Source organism: Amycolatopsis arida (assembly GCF_900115565.1).
Lineage (GTDB): Bacteria > Actinomycetota > Actinomycetes > Mycobacteriales > Pseudonocardiaceae > Yuhushiella > Yuhushiella arida.
On the sequence record NZ_FOWW01000011.1, the window covers coordinates 91,951 to 110,713 of the forward strand.

General features: G+C 71.6%; 17 protein-coding genes. 10 read left to right on the forward strand and 7 right to left on the reverse strand.

Annotation, left to right across the window (positions count from 1 at the left end; translation table 11 throughout):
* The first annotated feature begins 118 nt into the window (after positions 1 to 118).
* Both BM051_RS25035 and rfbA read left to right on the forward strand, forming a co-directional pair.
* Positions 119 to 610, forward strand: coding sequence for a YajQ family cyclic di-GMP-binding protein (locus BM051_RS25035; protein WP_166677846.1), 492 nt, complete (start codon positions 119 to 121; stop codon positions 608 to 610).
* Positions 611 to 1,000: 390 nt separating this feature from the next.
* Positions 1,001 to 1,882 carry a glucose-1-phosphate thymidylyltransferase RfbA gene (rfbA, locus tag BM051_RS25040; RefSeq protein WP_092535414.1) on the forward strand — a complete coding sequence of 294 codons (882 nt, stop codon included), beginning with the start codon at positions 1,001 to 1,003 and terminating at the stop codon, positions 1,880 to 1,882.
* A 28-nt stretch (positions 1,883 to 1,910) separates the two neighbouring features.
* Here rfbA and htpX read toward each other — a convergent pair whose 3' ends face one another.
* A complete protein-coding gene (htpX, locus tag BM051_RS25045) occupies positions 1,911 to 2,774 on the reverse strand; it encodes a zinc metalloprotease HtpX (protein WP_092535417.1) in 864 nt (287 codons plus the stop codon).
* Between the two features lie 726 nt (positions 2,775 to 3,500).
* On the opposite strand from htpX, the gene BM051_RS25050 reads away from it, so the two are divergent.
* The 4 genes from BM051_RS25050 to BM051_RS25065 all read left to right on the forward strand — a co-directional run bounded on the left by BM051_RS25050 (position 3,501) and on the right by BM051_RS25065 (position 7,831).
* Positions 3,501 to 4,643: a BtrH N-terminal domain-containing protein gene (locus BM051_RS25050; RefSeq protein ID WP_092535420.1), complete on the forward strand. Its 1,143-nt coding sequence runs from the start codon at positions 3,501 to 3,503 to the stop codon at positions 4,641 to 4,643.
* Between the two features lie 28 nt (positions 4,644 to 4,671).
* Positions 4,672 to 6,093, forward strand: coding sequence for an amidohydrolase family protein (locus BM051_RS25055; protein ID WP_092535423.1), 1,422 nt, complete (start codon positions 4,672 to 4,674; stop codon positions 6,091 to 6,093).
* A gap of 92 nt (positions 6,094 to 6,185) precedes the next feature.
* The gene (locus tag BM051_RS25060; RefSeq protein ID WP_092535427.1) at positions 6,186 to 6,791 is read left to right on the forward strand and encodes a hypothetical protein; all 606 of its coding nucleotides are present in this window, start codon (positions 6,186 to 6,188) and stop codon (positions 6,789 to 6,791) included.
* Entirely contained in the window at positions 6,788 to 7,831 is a 1,044-nt protein-coding gene (locus tag BM051_RS25065; protein WP_092535430.1) for an XRE family transcriptional regulator, read from the forward strand. The genes BM051_RS25060 and BM051_RS25065 overlap by 4 nt, the downstream gene beginning before the upstream one ends.
* 65 nt (positions 7,832 to 7,896) lie before the next feature.
* On the opposite strand, the gene BM051_RS25070 is transcribed toward BM051_RS25065, so the two are convergent.
* From BM051_RS25070 to ddaH, 5 genes are all read right to left on the reverse strand, one after another.
* Positions 7,897 to 8,745 (reverse strand): metal ABC transporter permease, encoded by an 849-nt coding sequence (locus BM051_RS25070; protein WP_092535434.1) that lies wholly within the window; start codon positions 8,743 to 8,745, stop codon positions 7,897 to 7,899.
* A 259-nt stretch (positions 8,746 to 9,004) separates the two neighbouring features.
* The gene (locus tag BM051_RS25075) at positions 9,005 to 9,889 is read right to left on the reverse strand and encodes a metal ABC transporter permease (RefSeq protein WP_424923313.1); all 885 of its coding nucleotides are present in this window, start codon (positions 9,887 to 9,889) and stop codon (positions 9,005 to 9,007) included.
* Positions 9,889 to 10,644: a metal ABC transporter ATP-binding protein gene (locus BM051_RS25080; protein WP_243859815.1), complete on the reverse strand. Its 756-nt coding sequence runs from the start codon at positions 10,642 to 10,644 to the stop codon at positions 9,889 to 9,891. Before BM051_RS25080 ends, BM051_RS25075 begins: the two co-directional genes overlap by 1 nt.
* A 13-nt stretch (positions 10,645 to 10,657) precedes the next feature.
* Positions 10,658 to 11,650 (reverse strand): metal ABC transporter solute-binding protein, Zn/Mn family, encoded by a 993-nt coding sequence (locus tag BM051_RS25085; protein ID WP_092535444.1) that lies wholly within the window; start codon positions 11,648 to 11,650, stop codon positions 10,658 to 10,660.
* 124 nt (positions 11,651 to 11,774) lie between these two features.
* The gene (gene ddaH, locus BM051_RS25090) at positions 11,775 to 12,623 is read right to left on the reverse strand and encodes a dimethylargininase (RefSeq protein ID WP_341770837.1); all 849 of its coding nucleotides are present in this window, start codon (positions 12,621 to 12,623) and stop codon (positions 11,775 to 11,777) included.
* 74 nt (positions 12,624 to 12,697) lie between these two features.
* On the opposite strand from ddaH, the gene BM051_RS25095 reads away from it, so the two are divergent.
* The 4 genes from BM051_RS25095 to BM051_RS25110 all read left to right on the forward strand — a co-directional run bounded on the left by BM051_RS25095 (position 12,698) and on the right by BM051_RS25110 (position 17,622).
* Complete coding sequence (locus BM051_RS25095; protein WP_092535450.1) at positions 12,698 to 13,147, forward strand: Lrp/AsnC family transcriptional regulator; 450 nt, start codon at positions 12,698 to 12,700, stop codon at positions 13,145 to 13,147.
* A gap of 277 nt (positions 13,148 to 13,424) precedes the next feature.
* Positions 13,425 to 15,362 carry a 2-oxoacid:acceptor oxidoreductase subunit alpha gene (locus tag BM051_RS25100; protein WP_092535453.1) on the forward strand — a complete coding sequence of 646 codons (1,938 nt, stop codon included), beginning with the start codon at positions 13,425 to 13,427 and terminating at the stop codon, positions 15,360 to 15,362.
* On the forward strand, positions 15,359 to 16,423 hold the full coding sequence (locus tag BM051_RS25105) for a 2-oxoacid:ferredoxin oxidoreductase subunit beta (protein WP_092535456.1): 1,065 nt from the start codon (positions 15,359 to 15,361) through the stop codon (positions 16,421 to 16,423). Before BM051_RS25100 ends, BM051_RS25105 begins: the two co-directional genes overlap by 4 nt.
* A gap of 368 nt (positions 16,424 to 16,791) precedes the next feature.
* Complete coding sequence (locus BM051_RS25110) at positions 16,792 to 17,622, forward strand: nitroreductase/quinone reductase family protein (RefSeq protein ID WP_092535460.1); 831 nt, start codon at positions 16,792 to 16,794, stop codon at positions 17,620 to 17,622.
* Here BM051_RS25110 and BM051_RS25115 read toward each other — a convergent pair.
* Positions 17,615 to 18,733 (reverse strand): sunset domain-containing protein, encoded by a 1,119-nt coding sequence (locus tag BM051_RS25115; RefSeq protein ID WP_092535463.1) that lies wholly within the window; start codon positions 18,731 to 18,733, stop codon positions 17,615 to 17,617. The two genes, BM051_RS25110 and BM051_RS25115, sit on opposite strands and share 8 nt — an antisense overlap.
* Positions 18,734 to 18,763: the final 30 nt, after the last annotated feature.

Here is an 18,763-nt window from a genome sequence, read left to right on the forward strand (position 1 = left end):
ACCGGGCGCGCCCGGCCGACAGACAGCGTACCCAATGCCATGGCGGCGCCGACAGCGGGTATCGACCCGACTAGGGTGGGGGCGTTCCGACCGGCCGAACGACGAGGTGTGTGAGCACGTGGCGGATCCCTCTTTCGACGTGGTGAGCAAGGTCGACCGCCAGGAGGTGGACAACGCGCTGAACCAGGCGAGCAAGGAGTTGTCCACCCGGTTCGACTTCCGCGGCACCGGCGCCGCCATCGCGTGGGCCGGCGAGGAGGCGGTCACCATCGAGGCGGAGACCGAGGAGCGCGCCAAGGCCGCCGCCGAGGTCTTCAAGGAGAAGCTGGTCAAGCGCGGCATCTCGCTGAAGGCGTTCGACGCCGGCGAGCCCACGCTGTCCGGCAAGGTCTACAAGATTAACGGCAAGATCCTCCAGGGCATCGCCGCGGACAAGGCCAAGCAGATCGCCAAGTACATCCGCGACGAGGGCCCCAAGGGCGTCCAGGCGCAGATCCAGGGCGACCAGCTCCGGGTGTCCGGCAAGAAGAAGGACCACCTGCAGGACGTCATCGCGCTGCTGAAGGACAAGGACTTCGGCATCGCCCTGCAGTTCACCAACTACCGGTAACCGGACGGGGCGGCCTTCGTTGCGCCCGCCGCCCGACCCCTGGGTCGCACAGCCATCCAGGAGTCGGGTGGCGGCGGGAGCTCGGGCCCGGCTCTCTCGCGAGTACTCGTCGGCGAGGGGCGCATCCGCGAGGTCCCTGGGACCGGCCGCCCCGGTACGAGCGGCCCGCCCCAGTCCTTACGACAACCGGTGCCCGACCCACAGCTCCCCTCTCGTGCCGGTGGACGACGGCCGCACCGTGTCGCGGATCGCCGCCGACTCCGACCCCGACGGGGAGTGCCGCGCGTACGCCGGCAGCGGCCCGCTGGACTGATCCCCGAGCGGGGTCGGCAGGCCCCCCGATAGTGTGGTCGGCCGGAGGACCACACGGGCGAGGGACAGGAGCAACGCATGCGGGGCATCGTGCTGGCCGGCGGCAGCGGGACTCGGCTGCATCCGATCACCCAGGCGGTGTCGAAGCAGCTGCTCCCGGTCTACGACAAGCCGATGATCTACTACCCGCTGTCGGTGCTGATGCTCGCCGGCATCCGCGACGTGCTGGTCATCTCCACCCCAACCGACCTGCCCAACTTCCGCCGCCTGCTCGGTAACGGCACGCAGTACGGGCTGCGGCTGAGCTACGCCGAGCAGCCGAGCCCCAACGGGCTGGCCGAGGCGTTCCTGATCGGCGCGGACTTCGTCGGCACCGACGACGTCGCGCTGATCCTCGGCGACAACATCTTCCACGGCCAGGACTTCGCCAGGCGGCTCCAGCGCGAAGTGTCCACTCTGGACGGCTGCACGCTGTTCGGCTACCCCGTCAAGGACCCGCAGCGCTACGGGGTGGGCGAAGTGGACGGTGAGGGCAGGTTGGTGTCCATCGAGGAGAAGCCGGCCCGGCCGAAGTCCAACCGGGCCATCACCGGCCTGTACTTCTACGACAACCAGGTGGTGGAGATCGCCCGCGGACTGCGCCCCTCCCCGCGCGGCGAGCTGGAGATCACCGACGTCAACCTCGCCTACCTGCGGCAGGGCCGGGCGAAGCTGCTCGACCTCGGCCGCGGCTTCGCCTGGCTGGACACCGGAACCCACGACTCGCTGCTGGAGGCCGCCCAGTACGTCCAGGTGATCGAGCACCGCACCGGCGTGCGGATCGCCTGCCTGGAGGAGGTGGCGCTGCGGATGGGCTACATCGACCCCGACCAGTGCCTCGCGCTCGGCCGCAAACTGGCCAAGTCGGGCTACGGCGAGTACGTGGTGACCCTCGCCCGCAACGCCGGCGCCACCGGCTGAGCCGCGCCCCGACCAGGGCGAACACGGGTCACAGGCCCCGGCCGGCCATCTCCTCCAGCCGGCGCACCCTGTCGGCGATCGGCGGGTGCGTCGCGAACAGCTGGGACAGCCGCTCCCCCGGTCGGAACGGGTTGGCGATCATCAGGTGGGACTGCGACACCACCCGTGGCTCCGGGGCCAGCGGCGCGGCGCGGGTGCCCCGCTCGAGCTTGCGCAGCGCCGAAGCCAGCGCCAGCGGGTCGCCGGTGAGCTCGGCGCCGGAGGCGTCCGCCTCGTACTCCCGCGACCGGCTGACCGCCATCCGCACGACACCGGCCGCGATCGGGCCGAGCAGCACCAGCAGCAGCGCCACCAGCGGGTTCGCGCCCTCGCGGTTGCCGCCGCCGAACATGCCGGTGAACAGCGCCAGGTTGGCGACGACGCTCACCACGCTGGCCAGCGCGCCGGCCACGCTGGAGATCAGGATGTCCCGGTTGTAGACGTGCGACAGCTCGTGGCCGAGCACGGCCCGCAGCTCCCGCTCGTCCAGCAGCTCGAGGATTCCGCTGGTGCAGCACACCGCCGCGGTGCGCGGGTTGCGGCCGGTGGCGAACGCGTTCGGCGCCGTCGTGGGGCTCACGTAGAGGCGCGGCATCGGCTGCCGGGCGGAGGTGGCCAGCTCCCGCACGATCCGGTACATCGCCGGCTGCTCCGCCTCGGACACCGGGCGGGCCCGCATCGCCTTCAACGCCAGCTTGTCCGAGTTGAAGTACGCGTAGGCGTTCATCGCCAACGCGACCACGAGGCCGACGAAGATCGCGGTGCGGCCGAAGATCGCGCTGATCCCCACGATGATGGCACTGAGGAGGCCGAGCAGCAGTGCGGTCTTCAGCCCGTTGTGGTGCCTGTGCACTCCGCACACCTCCTTCGCGCTTGGTCCACCCGGTCAACGCGGGCCGCGAGAGTCGAGTTCCACCCGATCCTGGGTGGAACCTCCGGCCGGCACAACCCCAGGTCACGGACGTGTCCCGCCGCCGAGCGCACCCAGGGCGGAGTGCCCCGCGTCACGTCGGGGTCGAGCCGAACTGCGGCGTAGATCACCCGCGAGGAGAACGACGGACTCCCCGAACCGGACGCTGGCGGTGACCACCGCCACCACCTCTCGCCGCGCCCACGTGGGCCCGCCGGAGACGGCACGCTGTCCTTCGTGGACACCGGCGTGTCCGGCCACGGCTCACGGTCTCCCTGGGGACCACAGTGGACGTCGAGGAGATGAACGACGCCATGGTCGGGTCCACGTCAGCAACTCCTCGCCGGGCGGTGTCCGTTCTCGACGTCAACGGGTCGCCGCGGTGGTGCCCGACGAGGGCGCAGGGTCGCACTGGGCGATGGCCGGCCCCGGCCGCGACGGGCGGCACGTCATCGACTCCGGCATCCATCACACGTCCGTCCTGGGCGACGCGGCGCCGACGAAGGTGGTGGCCGTCCTGCTGCGCGGCGCCGCGCCGACCGTCGCCGTGCGCACCAGCACGCCCGCAGGTGTTCGTCCCCCCATCCGCCGCACGACGCCCTCGTGGTCGTGGCGGGTTTCTGACAGGCTGAGTCCAGCAGGCGCGAGGAATCGGGGGAGGGAGCCGTGATGTCCGGCTACCGGCCGCGTGGCGGGCGGCAGCCGGACACCGCCGCCGTCGCCAACCTCCTCGCCCATGCCGGCGCCGAGGCGGCCACCGAGCCGCTGGTGCTGCTCGCGGCCGGCGGCATCGCCGCGGGCTACCGGCTCGACGAGTTCACCCCCGACGGCAGCCGGCGCGTGATACTGGGGTTTCGCGCCAGCTGGCGCCGACCGCACCGGTGGCTGACGACATCCGCAGAGCGGTTGGCGCTGCGGACGCATCGTGCCGTCACCGCGCGCGGTGCCGCCCGCCGGCTGTCCGGCGAGTTGGCCGGTGGCCGGCCGGCGCTGGTGCTCGCCGACCGCTGCCGGCTCGGGCACTGGCACCTGGCCGACGCGGCGGACGGCGACGTCACGCACTGCCTCGTGGTCACGACGGCCGGCGGTGACCGGGTGTGCCTGGACGACCGCAACCTGACTCCGCTGACCGTCGAGCGCCCGGTGCTCGACGCCGCGCGACGTGGTCCTGGTCGGACCACCACGGTGCTGGCGGCCGCGGTCTCCGCCGATCGGCTGGCCGGTGCGGTGCGGGCCGGGCTCGCCGAGTGCGTCGCGGGGCTGGCCGCCGACGAGTCCTGGGCGCGGTGGGCCGACCTGCTCCTCGACGAGCGCGCGGGCAAGGGGTGGCCGACGGTGTTCGCCGACCGGCGCGGGCTGGTCGGCGCGCTGCTGGAGGTCTGGACCGCGGTCGGGCCGGCCGGGGTGGGCGGCGGCCACCTGCGAGACCGGTTCGCCGACGGCCTCGCCGAGGCCGCGCCGCTGCTCGCCCTGCCCGCGCTCGAGGAGCAGGTGCCGCGCTGGCGGGACGTCGCCGCGCGCTGGGCCGCGCTCGCCGAGGCCGCGCTGCCCACGGACGTGCCCGAGTTCGACTGGATGCGCGGGCTCGCGCTGCGGGTGCGGGACGGGGTGCGTGCCGGCGACGCGGGCAGGGCCGACGCCGCCGAGGCGGCCATCCAGCTGCGCCGGCTGCGTGACCACCACGATGCCGAAAGCCCGTTCACCGACCGGCAGGCGAGGGCCCTGCTGCTGGACCTCGGGCAGCGGCTGCGGGATCTCGCGGCCGTGGAACGTTCGGCCGTAGCCGAGTTGGCCGCGGTGGTGGCAGACTGACTCCCGTCTTCGTGCTGGGGGGTCGATCATGCGGGTGCCGAAGCGGCGGCGGGTTCTGGATGTCTTCGCGCTCACCCTCGCGCTCGTGCTGGGTGCGTCGGTGGTGTTCGCGCAGGACGGGACGGACGGCGCGGCGGGCGCCGACGGGCGCGGCGTGGTGGTGATCCGGGACGCCGCGCTGGTGCTGACCATGGATCCCGCCATCGGCCAGGGCCCGCTCGGCGCGCTGACCGGCGCCGACGTGGTGCTGGAGCGGGACCGGATCCGCGCGGTGGGCGAGAACGCGGCCGAGTCGGCGGGGCGGGGCGCGCGGGTGATCGACGGCCGTGACCGGATCGTGCTGCCCGGGTTCGTCGACCTGCACACCCACCTGTGGCAGTCGTTGATCCGTGGCTGCGCGACCGATCAGGAGCTCAACGGCTGGCTGGCCGGGTGCGTGCTGCCGCTCTACGGCTCGCCGGTGAGCGGGACGGAGGCCTACGCCGGCGCCCGCCTGTCCACTGTGGACAGCGTCGGAACCGGGGTGACCACGGTGACCGACTGGTCGCACGCGTTCAACGCCGACTTCGCGCGAGGCAACCTGCGGGCGCTGGAGGAGTCGGGGCAGCGGTACGTGTTCGCCTACGCCGCCAACCGGCAGCCGGAGACGCTGGAGGAGATCCGGCGGGTGCGGCGCGAGGTGATCGAGCGGAACCCGCTGGCGAACCTGCAGGTCGCGGTGCACCCGGCGCGGCACAACCTGGCGAACACGATCGCGGCCGAGCAGCTGGCCCGGGAGCTGGGGGTGACGCTCAACGTGCACCTGCACGAGTCGCCGGCGGATCCGGCGACCGGGCAGATGGAGGCGCTGCGGGAGGCCGGCGCGCTGCGGCCGGGGTTGCTGACCAACCACACCATCCAGATGACCGACGCCGAGCTGGACGAGCTGGCCGCGCACGACGTGCGGGTGGCGCACAACCCGCTGTCGAACATGCGGCTGGCCTCCGGGGTGGCGCGGGTGCCGGACATGCACGCGCGCGGGATCAAGGTGGGGCTCGGGCTGGACGGCGGCACGAACGACACCAACGACATGTTCAACGACATGCGCGCGGCGGTGGGACTGCAGCGGGCCACCAGCAACGACCCGACCCGCTACCCGACGCCGGCGGACGCGCTGCGGATGGCGACGCTGGGTGGCGCGGAGGTGCTCGGCCTCGAGGACGAGATCGGCTCCCTCACCCCGGGCAAGCAGGCGGACCTGCAGGTGATCGACACCCGACGGGCGAACTTCGCGCCGCGGGTGGACTGGGTGAGCCAGCTGGTGTTCAACGGGCAGCCGGGCAACGTGGAGTGGGTGTTCGTGGCCGGGAGCGCGCTGAAGCGGGACGGCCGCGTGGTGGCCGACGTCGACCGCATCCTGCGCGAGGCCCAGGAGTCCGCCGACCGGGTCCGGAAGCTGCTCGGCCGCTGAGTTCCGTCGGCCGGGCCGCAACCTCCTGTCAGGCAGTACACGGATGGGAGAACTCCCGCCCAGGATGATCAGAAGGTGGTATATTTTCTGGTATGTTTTCGTACCCTCCGGCGGAGGATGTTCTTCGAGACCTCGGCGACAAGGTTGTCGGCGCCCTGGTAGACGCCACGAAGGCCGCACGTGACGACTTGGCGGAGTATCGGCTGACACACGCAGCTTGGGTAGCCGACCACTCCGAACGAGGCCTCGCGAACTGGATCCATGACCGGCTGTGGGCCCATCTACGCCGCGAGCTCACCGATGTTGACCAGGTGAGCTTGACGGATCTGGGCAACAAACGCGAGGTGACGGTCGGACTCCGATACCGAGCCAGGGTGAAGCGCCATGATCTGACGGACAAGGTCCGGTCGTACCCGACCAAGGCAGCGGTCGCGTTCTGGACCCAGTCCGACACGTTGGAGGGACTCGAAGAGATCCGTCTGGGGTTCGGCTACCGGTGGGACCCCGAGGAGCGGCTCATTGGTAGCACAGTGATCTCCTTACGCGACGGTCTGGACAAGGAGACGGTGTGGGCCGTGGTGGTGGATATTGAGAGCACGGCGGGCACGACCACGTTCACCTGGGAGCCTGTTGACCCGTCGCTGCCCCAGATCGACCTGTACGAAACGGCAGAGAACGTCGAAGAGGACGATCTGTGAACAACTTCGGGGAAGTCCTGGAAACTCTACGCCGAGCGCAGGGCTTCACTCAGGACGATCTGCTGGAGAAGATCAACGTCACGCAAGCGGCGCTGTCGCGGTATGAGAACAACCTTCGGATGCCCGATACCGAGGTGATCGAGCGCCTCGCCCGGACGCTGGGTGTCACGCCCGCATTTCTCACTCGCGACCACAGAGTCCGCGGCGCCTTGGCCGTCGATGCTCATATGCGACGCCAGCGAACCACGAAGGCATCCTTGTGGCGCCGACTGGAAGCCCGGCTGAACAAGTACCGGCTGCACATATCCACACTGTTCGAGGAGGTGTCGATGCGGGCAGAACAAACCGTGCCCACATTTGACCCCGTTGACACTTCCCCGGTCCAGGCCGCGTTGATGGTCCGAGCCCAGTGGCGCATGCCGGTTGGCCCCGTACGCAACCTGACTCGCTGGCTGGAAGCCGCCGGCTGTGTGGTCCTGGAGGAGAACTTCGGCACGTCTCGCATTGATGGGATGTCGCAATGGATCGATGACCATCCAATCATGTTGATCAACAACGCGGTGCCGACGGACCGCAAACGCCTCACCCTCGCCCACGAACTCGGGCACCTCGTGCTCCATAATGGCCTGGCAACAGATGATCCCGAGCGCGAAGCCAATGAATTCGCGGCGGAACTTCTGATGCCTGGCCACGTGATCAAGCCAGATCTGTGCCCAGCAACTATTGGGCGTCTGCGTGACCTCAAGCGTGTGTGGGGTGTGTCCATGCAAGCACTGTACGAACGCGCCTACAGCCTGGACATGGTGACCAGTACCGAGAGGGCAACTTTCTACAGGTCGATGAACGCCCGCGGTTGGAAAACGATGGAGCCGGACAGTGATCTTCTTGCACCCGAAACACCGCAACTCGTCACTTCTATCGGCAGCACTTTACGCTCGAAAGGGTTGAGCGACCGCGAGATCGCGAGTCGTGCGGGGTTCACCGAGGACTCGCCCGACAACCCGTTCCTTGCCCCAACTCGGCACCTGCGGGCCGTGTAGCGGCCCGGTGGTCCGCACGTTCACCGGGCCGACGAGCTTCACGCACATCGGCGCCTCTGCTGTGGTCAGCTCCCGCGGAGCGGGCGTCGGCGGCGGGTGGACAGCAGGGCCAGCGCGAAGCACGCCACCGCCGCCAGGCCGATCGCCCCGGCGACCGAGGTGTCCAGCGCCACCGCGGCCCGCTGCCCGGCGAACGCGCTCACCCACCCCACGGCCACCGCCACCACGAGCATGCTGCTCAACCGCCGGGTGAGCAGCTGCGCCGTCACCGCCGGCACGACGAAGAACGTCACCACCAGGATCGCGCCCACGCTGTCGAACGCGACCACCGCCAGCCCGGCCACCACCACCAGCAATGCCCTCCCGACCGCGCGCCCCCGCAGGCCGGACAGCTCGGCGAACTCCGGGTCGAAGCTGCTCGCCTGCAGCGGCCGCCAGAACAGCACCACGAACAGCACCGCCAGCACCGCCGCCGCCCCCGTGGTCACCAGCGACTTCGGCACCGGCGTGTCGAACACGGTGCGCAGCGGCGCGAACGTGATCTCCCCGTAGATCGCCGCGTCGAGGTCGAGGTGCACGCCGGACGCGAACTCCCCGATTCCCAGCACCCCCAGCGAGAACAGCGCCGGGAAGATCAACGCCAGCGCCGCGTCGGAGGCCACCACCCCGGTCCGCCGCAACCACTCGAACCCCAGCACGCACAGCACGCCGAACGCCGTCGCGCCCAGGATAGTCAGCGGCGTCGACCGCTGCCCCGACAGCAGGAAGATCAACACGATCCCGGGCAGCACCGCGTGGCTCACCGCGTCCGGCAGCAACGCCTGCCGGCGCAGCACCAGGAAGCTGCCCAGCACCCCGCACGCCGTCGCCAGCAACCCGCCGATCAGCACGATCCACACGTCGTCGGCGCTCACGGCCCCTCCTCGCTGGCGCTCGTCGGCGGCGTTCGCCAAGGCTGCTGTGTTGAATGGTTCGCTTCGCAAGCTCCGCTCACGGCCCCTCCCCGCTGGCACTCGTCGACGGCGTTCGCCAAGGCTGCTGTGTTCAACGGTTCGCTCCGCAAGCTCCGCTCACACCCCCTCCTCGCTGGCACTCGTCGGCAGCGTTCGCCAAGGCTGCTGTGGTCAACGGTTCGCTCCGCAAGCTCCGCTCACACCCACCACCCCGCCCGCGTCACGCCCGCGCCCCCGCCCGCCGGCGCCGCACCCTGGCCAGCACGCCGCGCCGCGGCGCCGCCAGCACCGACACCACCGCCACCGCCGTGGCCAGCAACACGATCACCGGCCCGGCCGGCAGCTCCGCCCGCCCGGACAGCACTCCCCCGACCGCGCCGGACACGGCTCCGACTACCCCCGCCAGCGGCACCAGCGTCTCCAACCGCCTGGTCACCTGCCGCGCCGCGACGGTCGGCGCCACCAGCAGCGCCACCATGAGGATCGCCCCCACGGTTCGGATGCCCAGCACCACGGCCACCACCAGCATCGCCGTGCTCGCCAGGTCCACCGCCCGCGCCGGGATCCCGGCGACCGCGCTGAAGCCGGGATCGAAGCTCGCCGCGCGTAGCACCCGGAACCAGACCACCACACCGGCCAGCGTGATCCCACCCAGCACCAGCGTTCCGACGATGTCCCGCTCGACCATCCCCGCGGCCTGGCCGAGCAGGTACGCGTTGAGCCCGCTCTGCCGGCTGTCCCCCGTGCCGGCGGCGTAGGTCAGCAACACGATCCCGCTGGTCAGCGACACCGACAGCACCACGCCGATTGCCGCGTCCGGCCGGATCCGCCCCGCCCGCTCCAACCCGATCATCGCCAGCGCCGCGGCCCCCGCCGACACCGCGCCCCCGAGCAGCAGCACCTCCGGCACCTTCGCCCCGGTCAGCAGGAACGCGAGCACCACACCGGGCAGCGTGCCGTGGCTCATCGCGTCGCCGAACATGCTCCGCTGTCGCAGCACCGCGAACGGCCCCAGCGCCCCGGCGACGAACCCGAGCACCGCGGTCCCGACCACCACCACGGCGTCCGGGTAGGACAGGGGCAGGGCGTCGAGCAGGGCGCCCATCACGCCCGCACCCTGCCGGACAGCGGGGCGATCCCGTAGGCGCGCTCCAGGTGCTCCGGGGTGAGCACCTCGGCACACGGGCCGTCGGCGACCAGCCCGCCGGCGAGCAGCACCGCGTGGTCGAACCGGTCCCGCACGGTCCGCAGGTCGTGGTGCACGGCGACCACCGAGCGGCCCTGCCCGCACAGCTCGGTGAGCAGGTCCAGCAGCACCGCCTCGGTGCGGGCGTCCACCGCGGTGAACGGCTCGTCCAGCACCAGCAGATCGGCCTCCTGCGCCAGCGCCCTGGCCAGGAACACCCGCTGCCGCTGCCCGCCGGAGAGCTCGTCGAGGGGCTCGTCGGCGAGGTCGGCGACGCCCACCCGGTCCATCGCCGCGGCCACCGCGGCGTCGTCGGCCTCGGTGAGCCGGCGGAACCACCCGCGGTGCGGGTAGCGCCCCATCTCCACCACCTGCACGGCGGTGATCGGGAAGTCGGCGGTCACCGCGTCCTGCTGCGGAACGTAGGCCACCCGGCGGCGCACCCGTTTCAACGGCTGGCCGAGCAGCCGCACCTGGCCGCGTACCGCGGGCACCAGCCCCAGCGCGGCCTTCACCGCGGTGGACTTGCCCGCCCCGTTCGGCCCGACGATCGCGGCCAGCACCCCGGCCGGCACGTCCAGGTCGAGGTCGCGCAGCACGACCCGGCCGCCGTAGCCGGCGCTCACCCCGCGCAGGGACACGGCCGGGATCGGCTCGGCCGTCGTGCTCGTCACCGTCTCCACCACGTCACGCCAACCCTTCGGCCAACCGGTGCGCGTTCGCCCGGACCATCCCCAGATAGCTGCCCGCGGGCGTGCCGTCGTCGCCGGCGGAGTCGGAGAACAACTCGCCGCCGATCCGCACGTCGCCGCCGCGCTGCCGGACCGCCGCCAGCACCGCCTCCAGGGTCTGCCGCGGCACGCTCGACTCCACGAACACCGCGGGTACCCCGCTGGCGAGGAGTTCGTCGGCCACCCTGCTGATGTCGGCGGTGGTGGCCTCCTCCTCGGTGGAGATGCCCTGGATCGCCACCACCCGCACGCCGAACGCCCTCCCGAAGTAGCGGAACGCGTCGTGTGAGGTCACCAGGGTCCGCCGGTGCTCCGGGACCAGCGCCAGGATCCGCGCCACCTCGTCGAGCAGGCCCAGCACCTCGCCGCGATACCGGTCGGCCCGCTCGCGGTAGCCGGCGGCGTGTGAAGGGTCGAGCCGGGCCAGCTCCTCGGCGATGACGTCGACCACTTCGGCCCACAGCGCCGGGTCGAACCAGATGTGCGGGTCGTGCTCCTCGGCCGCGGGCGCCCCGGCGGCGGGCTCGAGCAGCCGGTCGGCCGGGAGCCGCTCCCCGACGAGCAGCACCGGCTTGCTCCGCGCGACGTCGGTGAGCACGTGCTGCATCGCGCCCTCGAGGTAGAGGCCGACGCCGACGACCAGGTCGGCCCGGCGCATCTGCTCGAGGTCGCCGGCCCTGGCCTGGTAGAGGTGCGGGTCGACCCCCGGCCCCATCAGCCGGACGGTGTCGACCCACTCCCCGCCGACCCTGCGCACCGTGTCGTCGAGGAAGGTCGTGGTGGTGACCACGTGCAGCACGCCGCCCGAGGCCGCGGCGCCGGCGGTGTCGGCGCGCACCGCGTAGCCGACCGTGCCGGCCAGCGCGAGCGCGAACCCCACGCCCAGCGCGGTCAGCCGCCGCCGGGTGCGCTGCCGTGCGCGCCGCCGCCGCATCCCCGCCGAGCCCATGCCATCCAGGTAAGCACGCGAAATTCGGCGGCGCAACGATCAATGTTCGCCGTGCCGAACACAAGCTCCGCGCCGCACCGCGTCACGCAGGCTTCGCCGCGGTCGGGCGGCGGGGGTGGCGAGGCTACTTGCGCAGCTCCATCGTGCAGCACTTGGGGCCGCCACCGGCCTTGCGCAGCTCGGAGACGTCCACCAGCACCGGTTCGAAGCCACGGTCGGCGAGCCGCTCGGCCAGGCCGGTCGCCTCCTTCGGCAGCACCACGTTGCGCCCGTCGGACACGCCGTTCAGGCCAAGGCACTCCGCGTCGGCGGCGTCGCCGAGCACGGCGTCCGGGAACAGCCTGCGGAGCACGCGCCGCGAGCCCGGGGAGAACGCGTCCGGGTAGTAGGCGACCTGCGCGGCCGCGGACTCGGTCTCCTCGGCGAGCACGAACAGCGCGGTGTCCAGGTGGTAGTACCGGGGGTCGGTGAGCTGGAGCGACACCACCGGGACCCCGAGCACCTCCTGCGCCTCGGCGTGCGCGGCGGGGTCGGTGCGGAAGCCGGTGCCGGCCAGCAGCAGTCGCCCCGTCCAGGCGAAGTCCCCCTCGGCCTCGTTGACCATGGTGGGCATGGTGACGTCGCGGTAGCCGTGCTCGACGAACCAGCGCCGGAAGTGCTCGGCCTCGGCCGCGCGCTGCGGGGCGCGGAACCGGGCGCCGAGCACCCTGCCGTCGACGACCGTGCCGGAGTTCGCGGCGAACACCATGTCCGGAAGGTCGGGCTGGGGCTCGATCTCGTCGACCGTGTGCCCGAACCGGCGGTAGGTGTCGCGCAGCTCGGCCCACTGCGCCATGGCGCGGTCGCGGTCCACCGGCCGACTCGGGTCCATCCACGGGTTGATGGCGTAGTCGACCGCGAAGTACCGCGGCGGGCACATCAGGTAGTGGCGAACGGTGGGCAGCCGAACAGCGGAGGTCGCAACAGCCGTCATGGAATGCAATGTAAGAGCGGAGATCATCGCAAGCAATCGCTGTTTCTTGCGCGTTGCTGTGCTAAACATTGCGCATGAACACGCTCGACCAGAGGATCATTTCGTGCCTGGTGGCCAACGCGCGCTCCAGCTACGCCGAGATCGGCAAGGTGGTGGGCCTGTCCGCCCCGGCGGTCAAGCGCCGGGTGGACCGGCTGCTCGAGACGGGCGTGCTGCGCGGCTTCACCGCGGTGGTGGACCCGGAGGCGCTGGGCTGGGGCACCGAGGCCTTCGTCGAGGTGCACTGCCGGGGCAACGTCGCGCCGGCCAGGATCCGGGCGAGACTGGAGCCGTTGCCCGAGGTCGTCGCGGCCTACACGGTGTCCGGCGCGGCGGACGCGATCGTGCACCTGCGCGCCGCCGACATCCACCACCTGGAGACCGCGCTGGAGCGGGTGCGCGGACTGGAGATCGTCGACCGGACGGTCTCCACGGTCGTGCTGTCCACACTGTTGGAACGCCCGCCGAACCCGGACAGAACCTGACACCATGGAGGGGTGACTGGGGCGCCGGCCGGTGTGCCGATGTGGTGCGCGACACGGCCGAAAACGAGAACATGTTCTATGTTGGCAGGCGGCCGGGGTGCCCGGCCGCCCGGTCCGGCTAACTGTTACCATGAGTCACAGGTAAGTCGGGTCACACGACCCGACTTGGGCACGAAACAACAAGTAATCTCGAAGTACAGGCGCCAGTGTGAGAAGTGTCCCAACCCACGACCACCCGCCACTGGCCCGTCAGTCGGGAGAGAGGTATCCCCTGCCCATGAGTGACAACAACGGCAACGGGGTGCTGTCGGCGAGTCGCCGCACCGAGGTGAACCGGCTGGACCGGGTGGTCATCCGGTTCGCCGGCGACTCGGGCGACGGCATGCAGTTGACCGGCGACCGGTTCACCTCCGAGGCCGCGGCCTTCGGCAACGACCTCGCCACGCTGCCGAACTTCCCGGCGGAGATCCGGGCCCCGCAGGGCACCATCCCAGGCGTGTCGTCGTTCCAGGTGCACTTCGCCGACTACGACATCCTGACCCCGGGCGACCGGCCGGACGTGCTGGTGGCGATGAATCCCGCGGCGCTGAAGGCGAACATCGCCGACGTGCCGCGCGGCGGCACGGTCATCGTCAACACCGACGAGTTCACCAAGCGCAACCTGACGAAGGTGGGCTACACCGGCGACCCGCTCGACGACGACGCGCTCTCGGCGTTCGAGGTGCACCGGGTCGCCATGTCGACCCTGACCCAGGGCGCGCTCGCCGACACCGGGCTGGGGAAGAAGGACGCCGAGCGCTGCAAGAACATGTTCGCGCTCGGCCTGCTGTCGTGGATGTACCACCGGCCCACCGAGGGCACCGAGCGGTTCCTCCGGGAGAAGTTCGCCAAGCGGCCGGAGATCGCCGAGGCGAACATCCTGGCCTTCCGCGCCGGCTGGAACTACGGCGAGACCACCGAGTCGTTCGCCACGACCTTCGAGGTGGCGCCGGCGAAGCTCGCGCCGGGCACCTACCGGCAGATCACCGGCAACGCCGCGCTGGCCTACGGGCTGGTGGCGGCCGGCCAGCGGGCCGGGCTGCCGATCCTGCTCGGCACCTACCCGATCACCCCGGCCTCGGACATCCTGCACGAGCTGTCCAAGCACAAGAACTTCGGCGTGCTCACCTTCCAGGCCGAGGACGAGATCGCCGGGATCGGCGCCGCGCTGGGCGCGTCCTACGGCGGCGCGCTGGGCGTGACCTCCACGTCCGGGCCGGGGGTGGCGCTGAAGAGCGAGACCATCGGGCTCGGGGTGATGACCGAGCTGCCGCTGGTGGTCATCGACGTGCAGCGCGGCGGGCCGTCCACCGGCCTGCCGACCAAGACCGAACAGGCCGACCTGCTGCAGGCGATGTTCGGCCGCAACGGCGAGTCGCCGGTGCCGGTGGTCGCGCCGGCCACCCCCGCCGACTGCTTCGACATCGCGCTGGAGGCCACCCGGATCGCGATCACCTATCGCACGCCGGTACTGCTGCTGTCCGACGGCGCCATCGCCAACGGCTCGGAGCCGTGGCTGATCCCGGACGTCGAGGACCTGCCCGACCTGCGGGTGGAGTTCGCCGCGGAGCCGAACGCCACCGACGGGTCCGGCGAGTTCTGGCCGTACGTGCGCGACCCGGAGACGCTGGCCCGCGCCTGGGCGGTGCCCGGAACGCCGGGGCTGCAGCACCGCATCGGCGGGCTGGAGAAGGCCGACGGCAAGGGCAACATCTCCTACGACCCGGACAACCACGACCGGATGGTGCGGCTGCGCCAGGCGAAGGTGGACGGGATCACCGTGCCCGACATCGAGGTCGACGATCCTCCCCCGGCTGGCGCTGCGGGTACCTCCAGCGGCGGGCAGGCGCGGGTGCTCGCGCTGGGCTGGGGGTCGACCTACGGCCCGATCGGCGCTGCCTGCCGGCGGGTGCGCAAGCAGGGCATGGCGATCGCCCAGGCGCACCTGCGGCACCTCAACCCGCTGCCGGCCAACCTCGGTGACGTGCTGGCCCGGTACGACACGGTGGTGGTGCCGGAGATGAACCTGGGGCAGCTGGCGATGCTGCTGCGGGCCCGGTACCTGGTGGACATCCACTCGCACACCAAGGTCGCTGGACTGCCGTTCAAGGCCGAGGAGCTACAACACGTCTTCACCGACATCATCACCAACCGGACCAAGGAGGCCAGCCGGTGACGGCGACCGATCTCGGGCTGCCCACCCTCGGGGGACTGGCGGGTGTGCCCACCACCGACGAGCCGCAGAAGGCCAAGGACTACAAGTCCGACCAGGAGGTCCGCTGGTGTCCGGGGTGCGGCGACTACGTCGTGCTCAACACGGTGCAGGCGTTCCTCCCACAGCTGGGGCTGAAGCGGGAGAACATCGTGTTCGTGTCCGGGATCGGCTGCTCCAGCCGGTTCCCGTACTACATGAACACCTACGGGATGCACTCGATCCACGGCCGCGCGCCGGCGATCGCGACCGGGCTGGCGACCACCCGGCCGGACCTGTCGGTGTGGGTCGTCACCGGTGACGGCGACGCGCTGTCCATCGGCGGCAACCACCTGATCCACACGCTGCGCCGCAACGTGAACCTGAAGATCCTGCTGTTCAACAACCGGATCTACGGGCTGACCAAGGGGCAGTACTCCCCGACCAGCGACCAGGGGATGGTCACCAAGTCCACCCCGATGGGGTCGCTGGACACGCCGTTCAACCCGGTGTCGCTGGCGCTGGGTGCCGAGGCCACGTTCGTCGGGCGGGCGCTGGACAGCGACAAGAAGGGGCTCACCGAGGTGCTCACCGCGGCGGCCCAACACCGCGGGTCGGCGTTCGTGGAGATCTACCAGAACTGCCCGATCTTCAACGACGGCGCGTTCGACGTGCTCAAGGACAGCGACGAGGCGGCGCAGCGGCTCATCCCGCTGCGGGCCGGCGAGCCGATCCGGTTCGGGCCGGAGCAGGAGTACGGCGTGACCCGCGGCCCGTGGGGTGGGCTGGAGGTCGCCAAGGTCAGCGAGATCGGCGAGGACGACGTGGTCGTCCACGACCCGTCGATCGCCGACACCAGCTACGCGTTCGCGCTGTCCCGGCTCGGCGACCAGCACCTGAACCACACGCCGCTCGGCATCTTCCGCCAGGTCGACCGGCCCACCTACGACGACCTGGCCCGCGCCCAGGTCGACCAGGCCAGGGCCGCGCGGACCCCGGACCTGCAGGCCCTGCTCCGCGGCAAGGACACCTGGACCGTCACCTGAGCCCGAACACCGCTCGGGCCATGCCATGAAGGCCACCTTCATTGCCCTGAACGCCATGAAGGTGGCCTTCATGGCGTTCGGGGCAGGTGATCGAATCGGGTACGTTCGTCGCCGTGGTGGTGCTAGTGTTGGCTCGTGACTGCCGGGTCGGCTTCGAGCCACGAGCGAGTTAGGTACCCGGCCACGGCGTGAGCGCGGGGCGGCCCAGGGGTCCGCCCGCCCATCTCCGCCGTAGGCCATTCACCACGGTTTCCACGCTGTTCGCACGCGGCGCTTCCGCGTGCGCGCCTTGCCGCATTTCGTCGGCACCTCACACCCTTCCCGCGCGTCGTCGCGGCCTCAGCACTTCTTGGAGAACGCACCACAGCATGGACTTCAACCAACAGATCATCGACGAGTTCCGCGCCAACCGGGGCCAGGTCGGCGGTCCCTTCGCCAACGCCCGCCTGCTCCTGCTGACCACCACCGGCGCCAGATCCGGCAAGCCGCACACCGTCCCCCTCGGCTACCTGCTCGACGAGGGCGAGCGCCTGCTGGTCATCGCCTCCGCGGCCGGCGCGCCGCAGCACCCCGCCTGGTACCACAACATCCGCGCCAACCCGCGGGTCACCGTGGAGACCGGTCCGTTCACCGTCGAGGCCGACGCCGTCGTCCTCGAGGGCGAGGAACGCGACCGGATCTTCGCCCGCGCGGTGGAGGCCGACCCCGGCTGGGGCGAGTACCAGGCCAGAACCGAGCGGGTCATCCCGGTGGTCGCGCTCAACCCGGTCGGCGGGGCACCGAACGGCAGCTCGCCGGGCGAGGGACTCAAGCTGATCCACGACGCCTTCCGCCGCGAACTCGCGCTCATCCGCACCGAGGTCGCGACCTCCGGCCCGGGGCTGGGCGCCCAGCTCCGGATCAACTGCCTCACCCTCTGCGAAGGCCTGCACTACCACCACACGATGGAGGACGGGCACCTGTTCCCCGCCCTCGACGAGAGCTACCCCGAGCTCGCCGAGCCCCTCGCTCGGCTGCGCCGGGAGCACGAGAAGGTCAAGACCCTGCTCGACCAGCTGCGGGAGCTCATCTCGTCGACCACCGCCGACCGGGCGACGGTGCTCGCCGGCGTGGAACGCCTCACCGCCGAGGTCGAGGCCCACCTCGACTACGAGGAGGCGAACCTGATTCCGGTGATGGATGCGATGGTGGTCAGCTGAGCGGGCGGAACCCGACCCGCTCGGCGTCGGCCGGGGTGCGGAACCACACCTCGGCCACCATCCGGTCGAACTGGGGTGAGCCCTCCGCGCAGTAACGCAGGGCGGTGACGCTGGCCTTCACCGTGAAGTCCGGCGCCGGGCGGCCACCACCGGGCAGCGGCATCGCCGACCCCGGCCCGAACGGGCCGGACGGCACCGACGGCCCGGTGGACTCGGGGGCGCGGGCCGGCGGCGGGGGTGGCGCGACGTACTCCGGCGCGCCACCCTGACTCGCCGGCACCACCGGCTCGAACAGCGACCCGCTGCGCGAGCCCCCGGAGTCGCCGGCCGGCTCCCGACGGGACACCGTGCGCATCGACGGCTGGATCGGCTGCGGCGCGTCGAACCCGCCGGGTGGCGACTCGCGGCGCTGCCGCTTGGGCAGCACCGAGGTGCTGTCCGGCCCCGCCCGCTCCGGCTCGGCCGGCTCAACCGCCTCGGACGACTCGGACGACCCGGCCGGCTCCGCGGGGAAGTCGGGGCCCAACCCGGCCGGATGCTCGGCCGGGTAGCGCTCCGCGGCCGGTTCCCGCGGCTCCCCGTCGAGCAGGCCCGGCCGGTAGAAGGGCTCGGGCTCCTCGACCGGCTCCTCGACCGGCTCCGACCCGGCCGTGTCACGGTCCGACCCGGTGGTGCCGAGGGCGGGCTCGGTGGCGTGCCGTGGCCGGTACTCCCCGCCGAGATCCGCGACCGGGGCGTCGGCGTCCCAGTCGTACTCGGCCAACGCCTCCCGTTCCTCCCGGTCGACGTGACCGTGCTCGGCGAGGCTGTCGCGCTCCAGCCATCCCGGCTGGGGGGACACGATCTCGGTGCGCTCCACGTCCGCCGGTTCCTGGTCCACCGGCCGGGCGGCGGATGCCTGGCGAGTCGACTCGTCGGGCTCCCCCGGTGCGGGCGAGATCCGGGTCGGCGCGGGTTCCGGGGGCCGGGTCCGCCCTTCCACGGCGGCCAGCCGGCGCTCGAGCTCGAGGATGCGGGCCTGCGCCGGTCTCAACAGCAGCGCCCAGGTGAGGAGCGCGCCCAGGACGAACGCCGCCAGACTCCACAGCCAAACCTGACCGAACAGCGACATCTTCGCGCCTGTCTCCCTTCCGCCCCGCCC

What these genes read in the sequence shown, in the direction of transcription:
- BM051_RS25100 (WP_092535453.1), top strand. Translation starts at nt 13,425, where the DNA reads ATGAGTGACAACAACGGCAACGGGGTGCTGTCGGCGAGTCGCCGCACC.
- ddaH (WP_341770837.1), bottom strand. Translation starts at nt 12,623, where the DNA reads ATGACGGCTGTTGCGACCTCCGCTGTTCGGCTGCCCACCGTTCGCCAC.
- rfbA (WP_092535414.1), top strand. Translation starts at nt 1,001, where the DNA reads ATGCGGGGCATCGTGCTGGCCGGCGGCAGCGGGACTCGGCTGCATCCG.
- BM051_RS25060 (WP_092535427.1), top strand. Translation starts at nt 6,186, where the DNA reads ATGTTTTCGTACCCTCCGGCGGAGGATGTTCTTCGAGACCTCGGCGAC.
- BM051_RS25050 (WP_092535420.1), top strand. Translation starts at nt 3,501, where the DNA reads ATGTCCGGCTACCGGCCGCGTGGCGGGCGGCAGCCGGACACCGCCGCC.
- BM051_RS25085 (WP_092535444.1), bottom strand. Translation starts at nt 11,650, where the DNA reads ATGGGCTCGGCGGGGATGCGGCGGCGGCGCGCACGGCAGCGCACCCGG.
- BM051_RS25115 (WP_092535463.1), bottom strand. Translation starts at nt 18,733, where the DNA reads ATGTCGCTGTTCGGTCAGGTTTGGCTGTGGAGTCTGGCGGCGTTCGTC.
- BM051_RS25055 (WP_092535423.1), top strand. Translation starts at nt 4,672, where the DNA reads ATGCGGGTGCCGAAGCGGCGGCGGGTTCTGGATGTCTTCGCGCTCACC.
- BM051_RS25075 (WP_424923313.1), bottom strand. Translation starts at nt 9,889, where the DNA reads ATGGGCGCCCTGCTCGACGCCCTGCCCCTGTCCTACCCGGACGCCGTG.
- BM051_RS25110 (WP_092535460.1), top strand. Translation starts at nt 16,792, where the DNA reads ATGGACTTCAACCAACAGATCATCGACGAGTTCCGCGCCAACCGGGGC.
- BM051_RS25095 (WP_092535450.1), top strand. Translation starts at nt 12,698, where the DNA reads ATGAACACGCTCGACCAGAGGATCATTTCGTGCCTGGTGGCCAACGCG.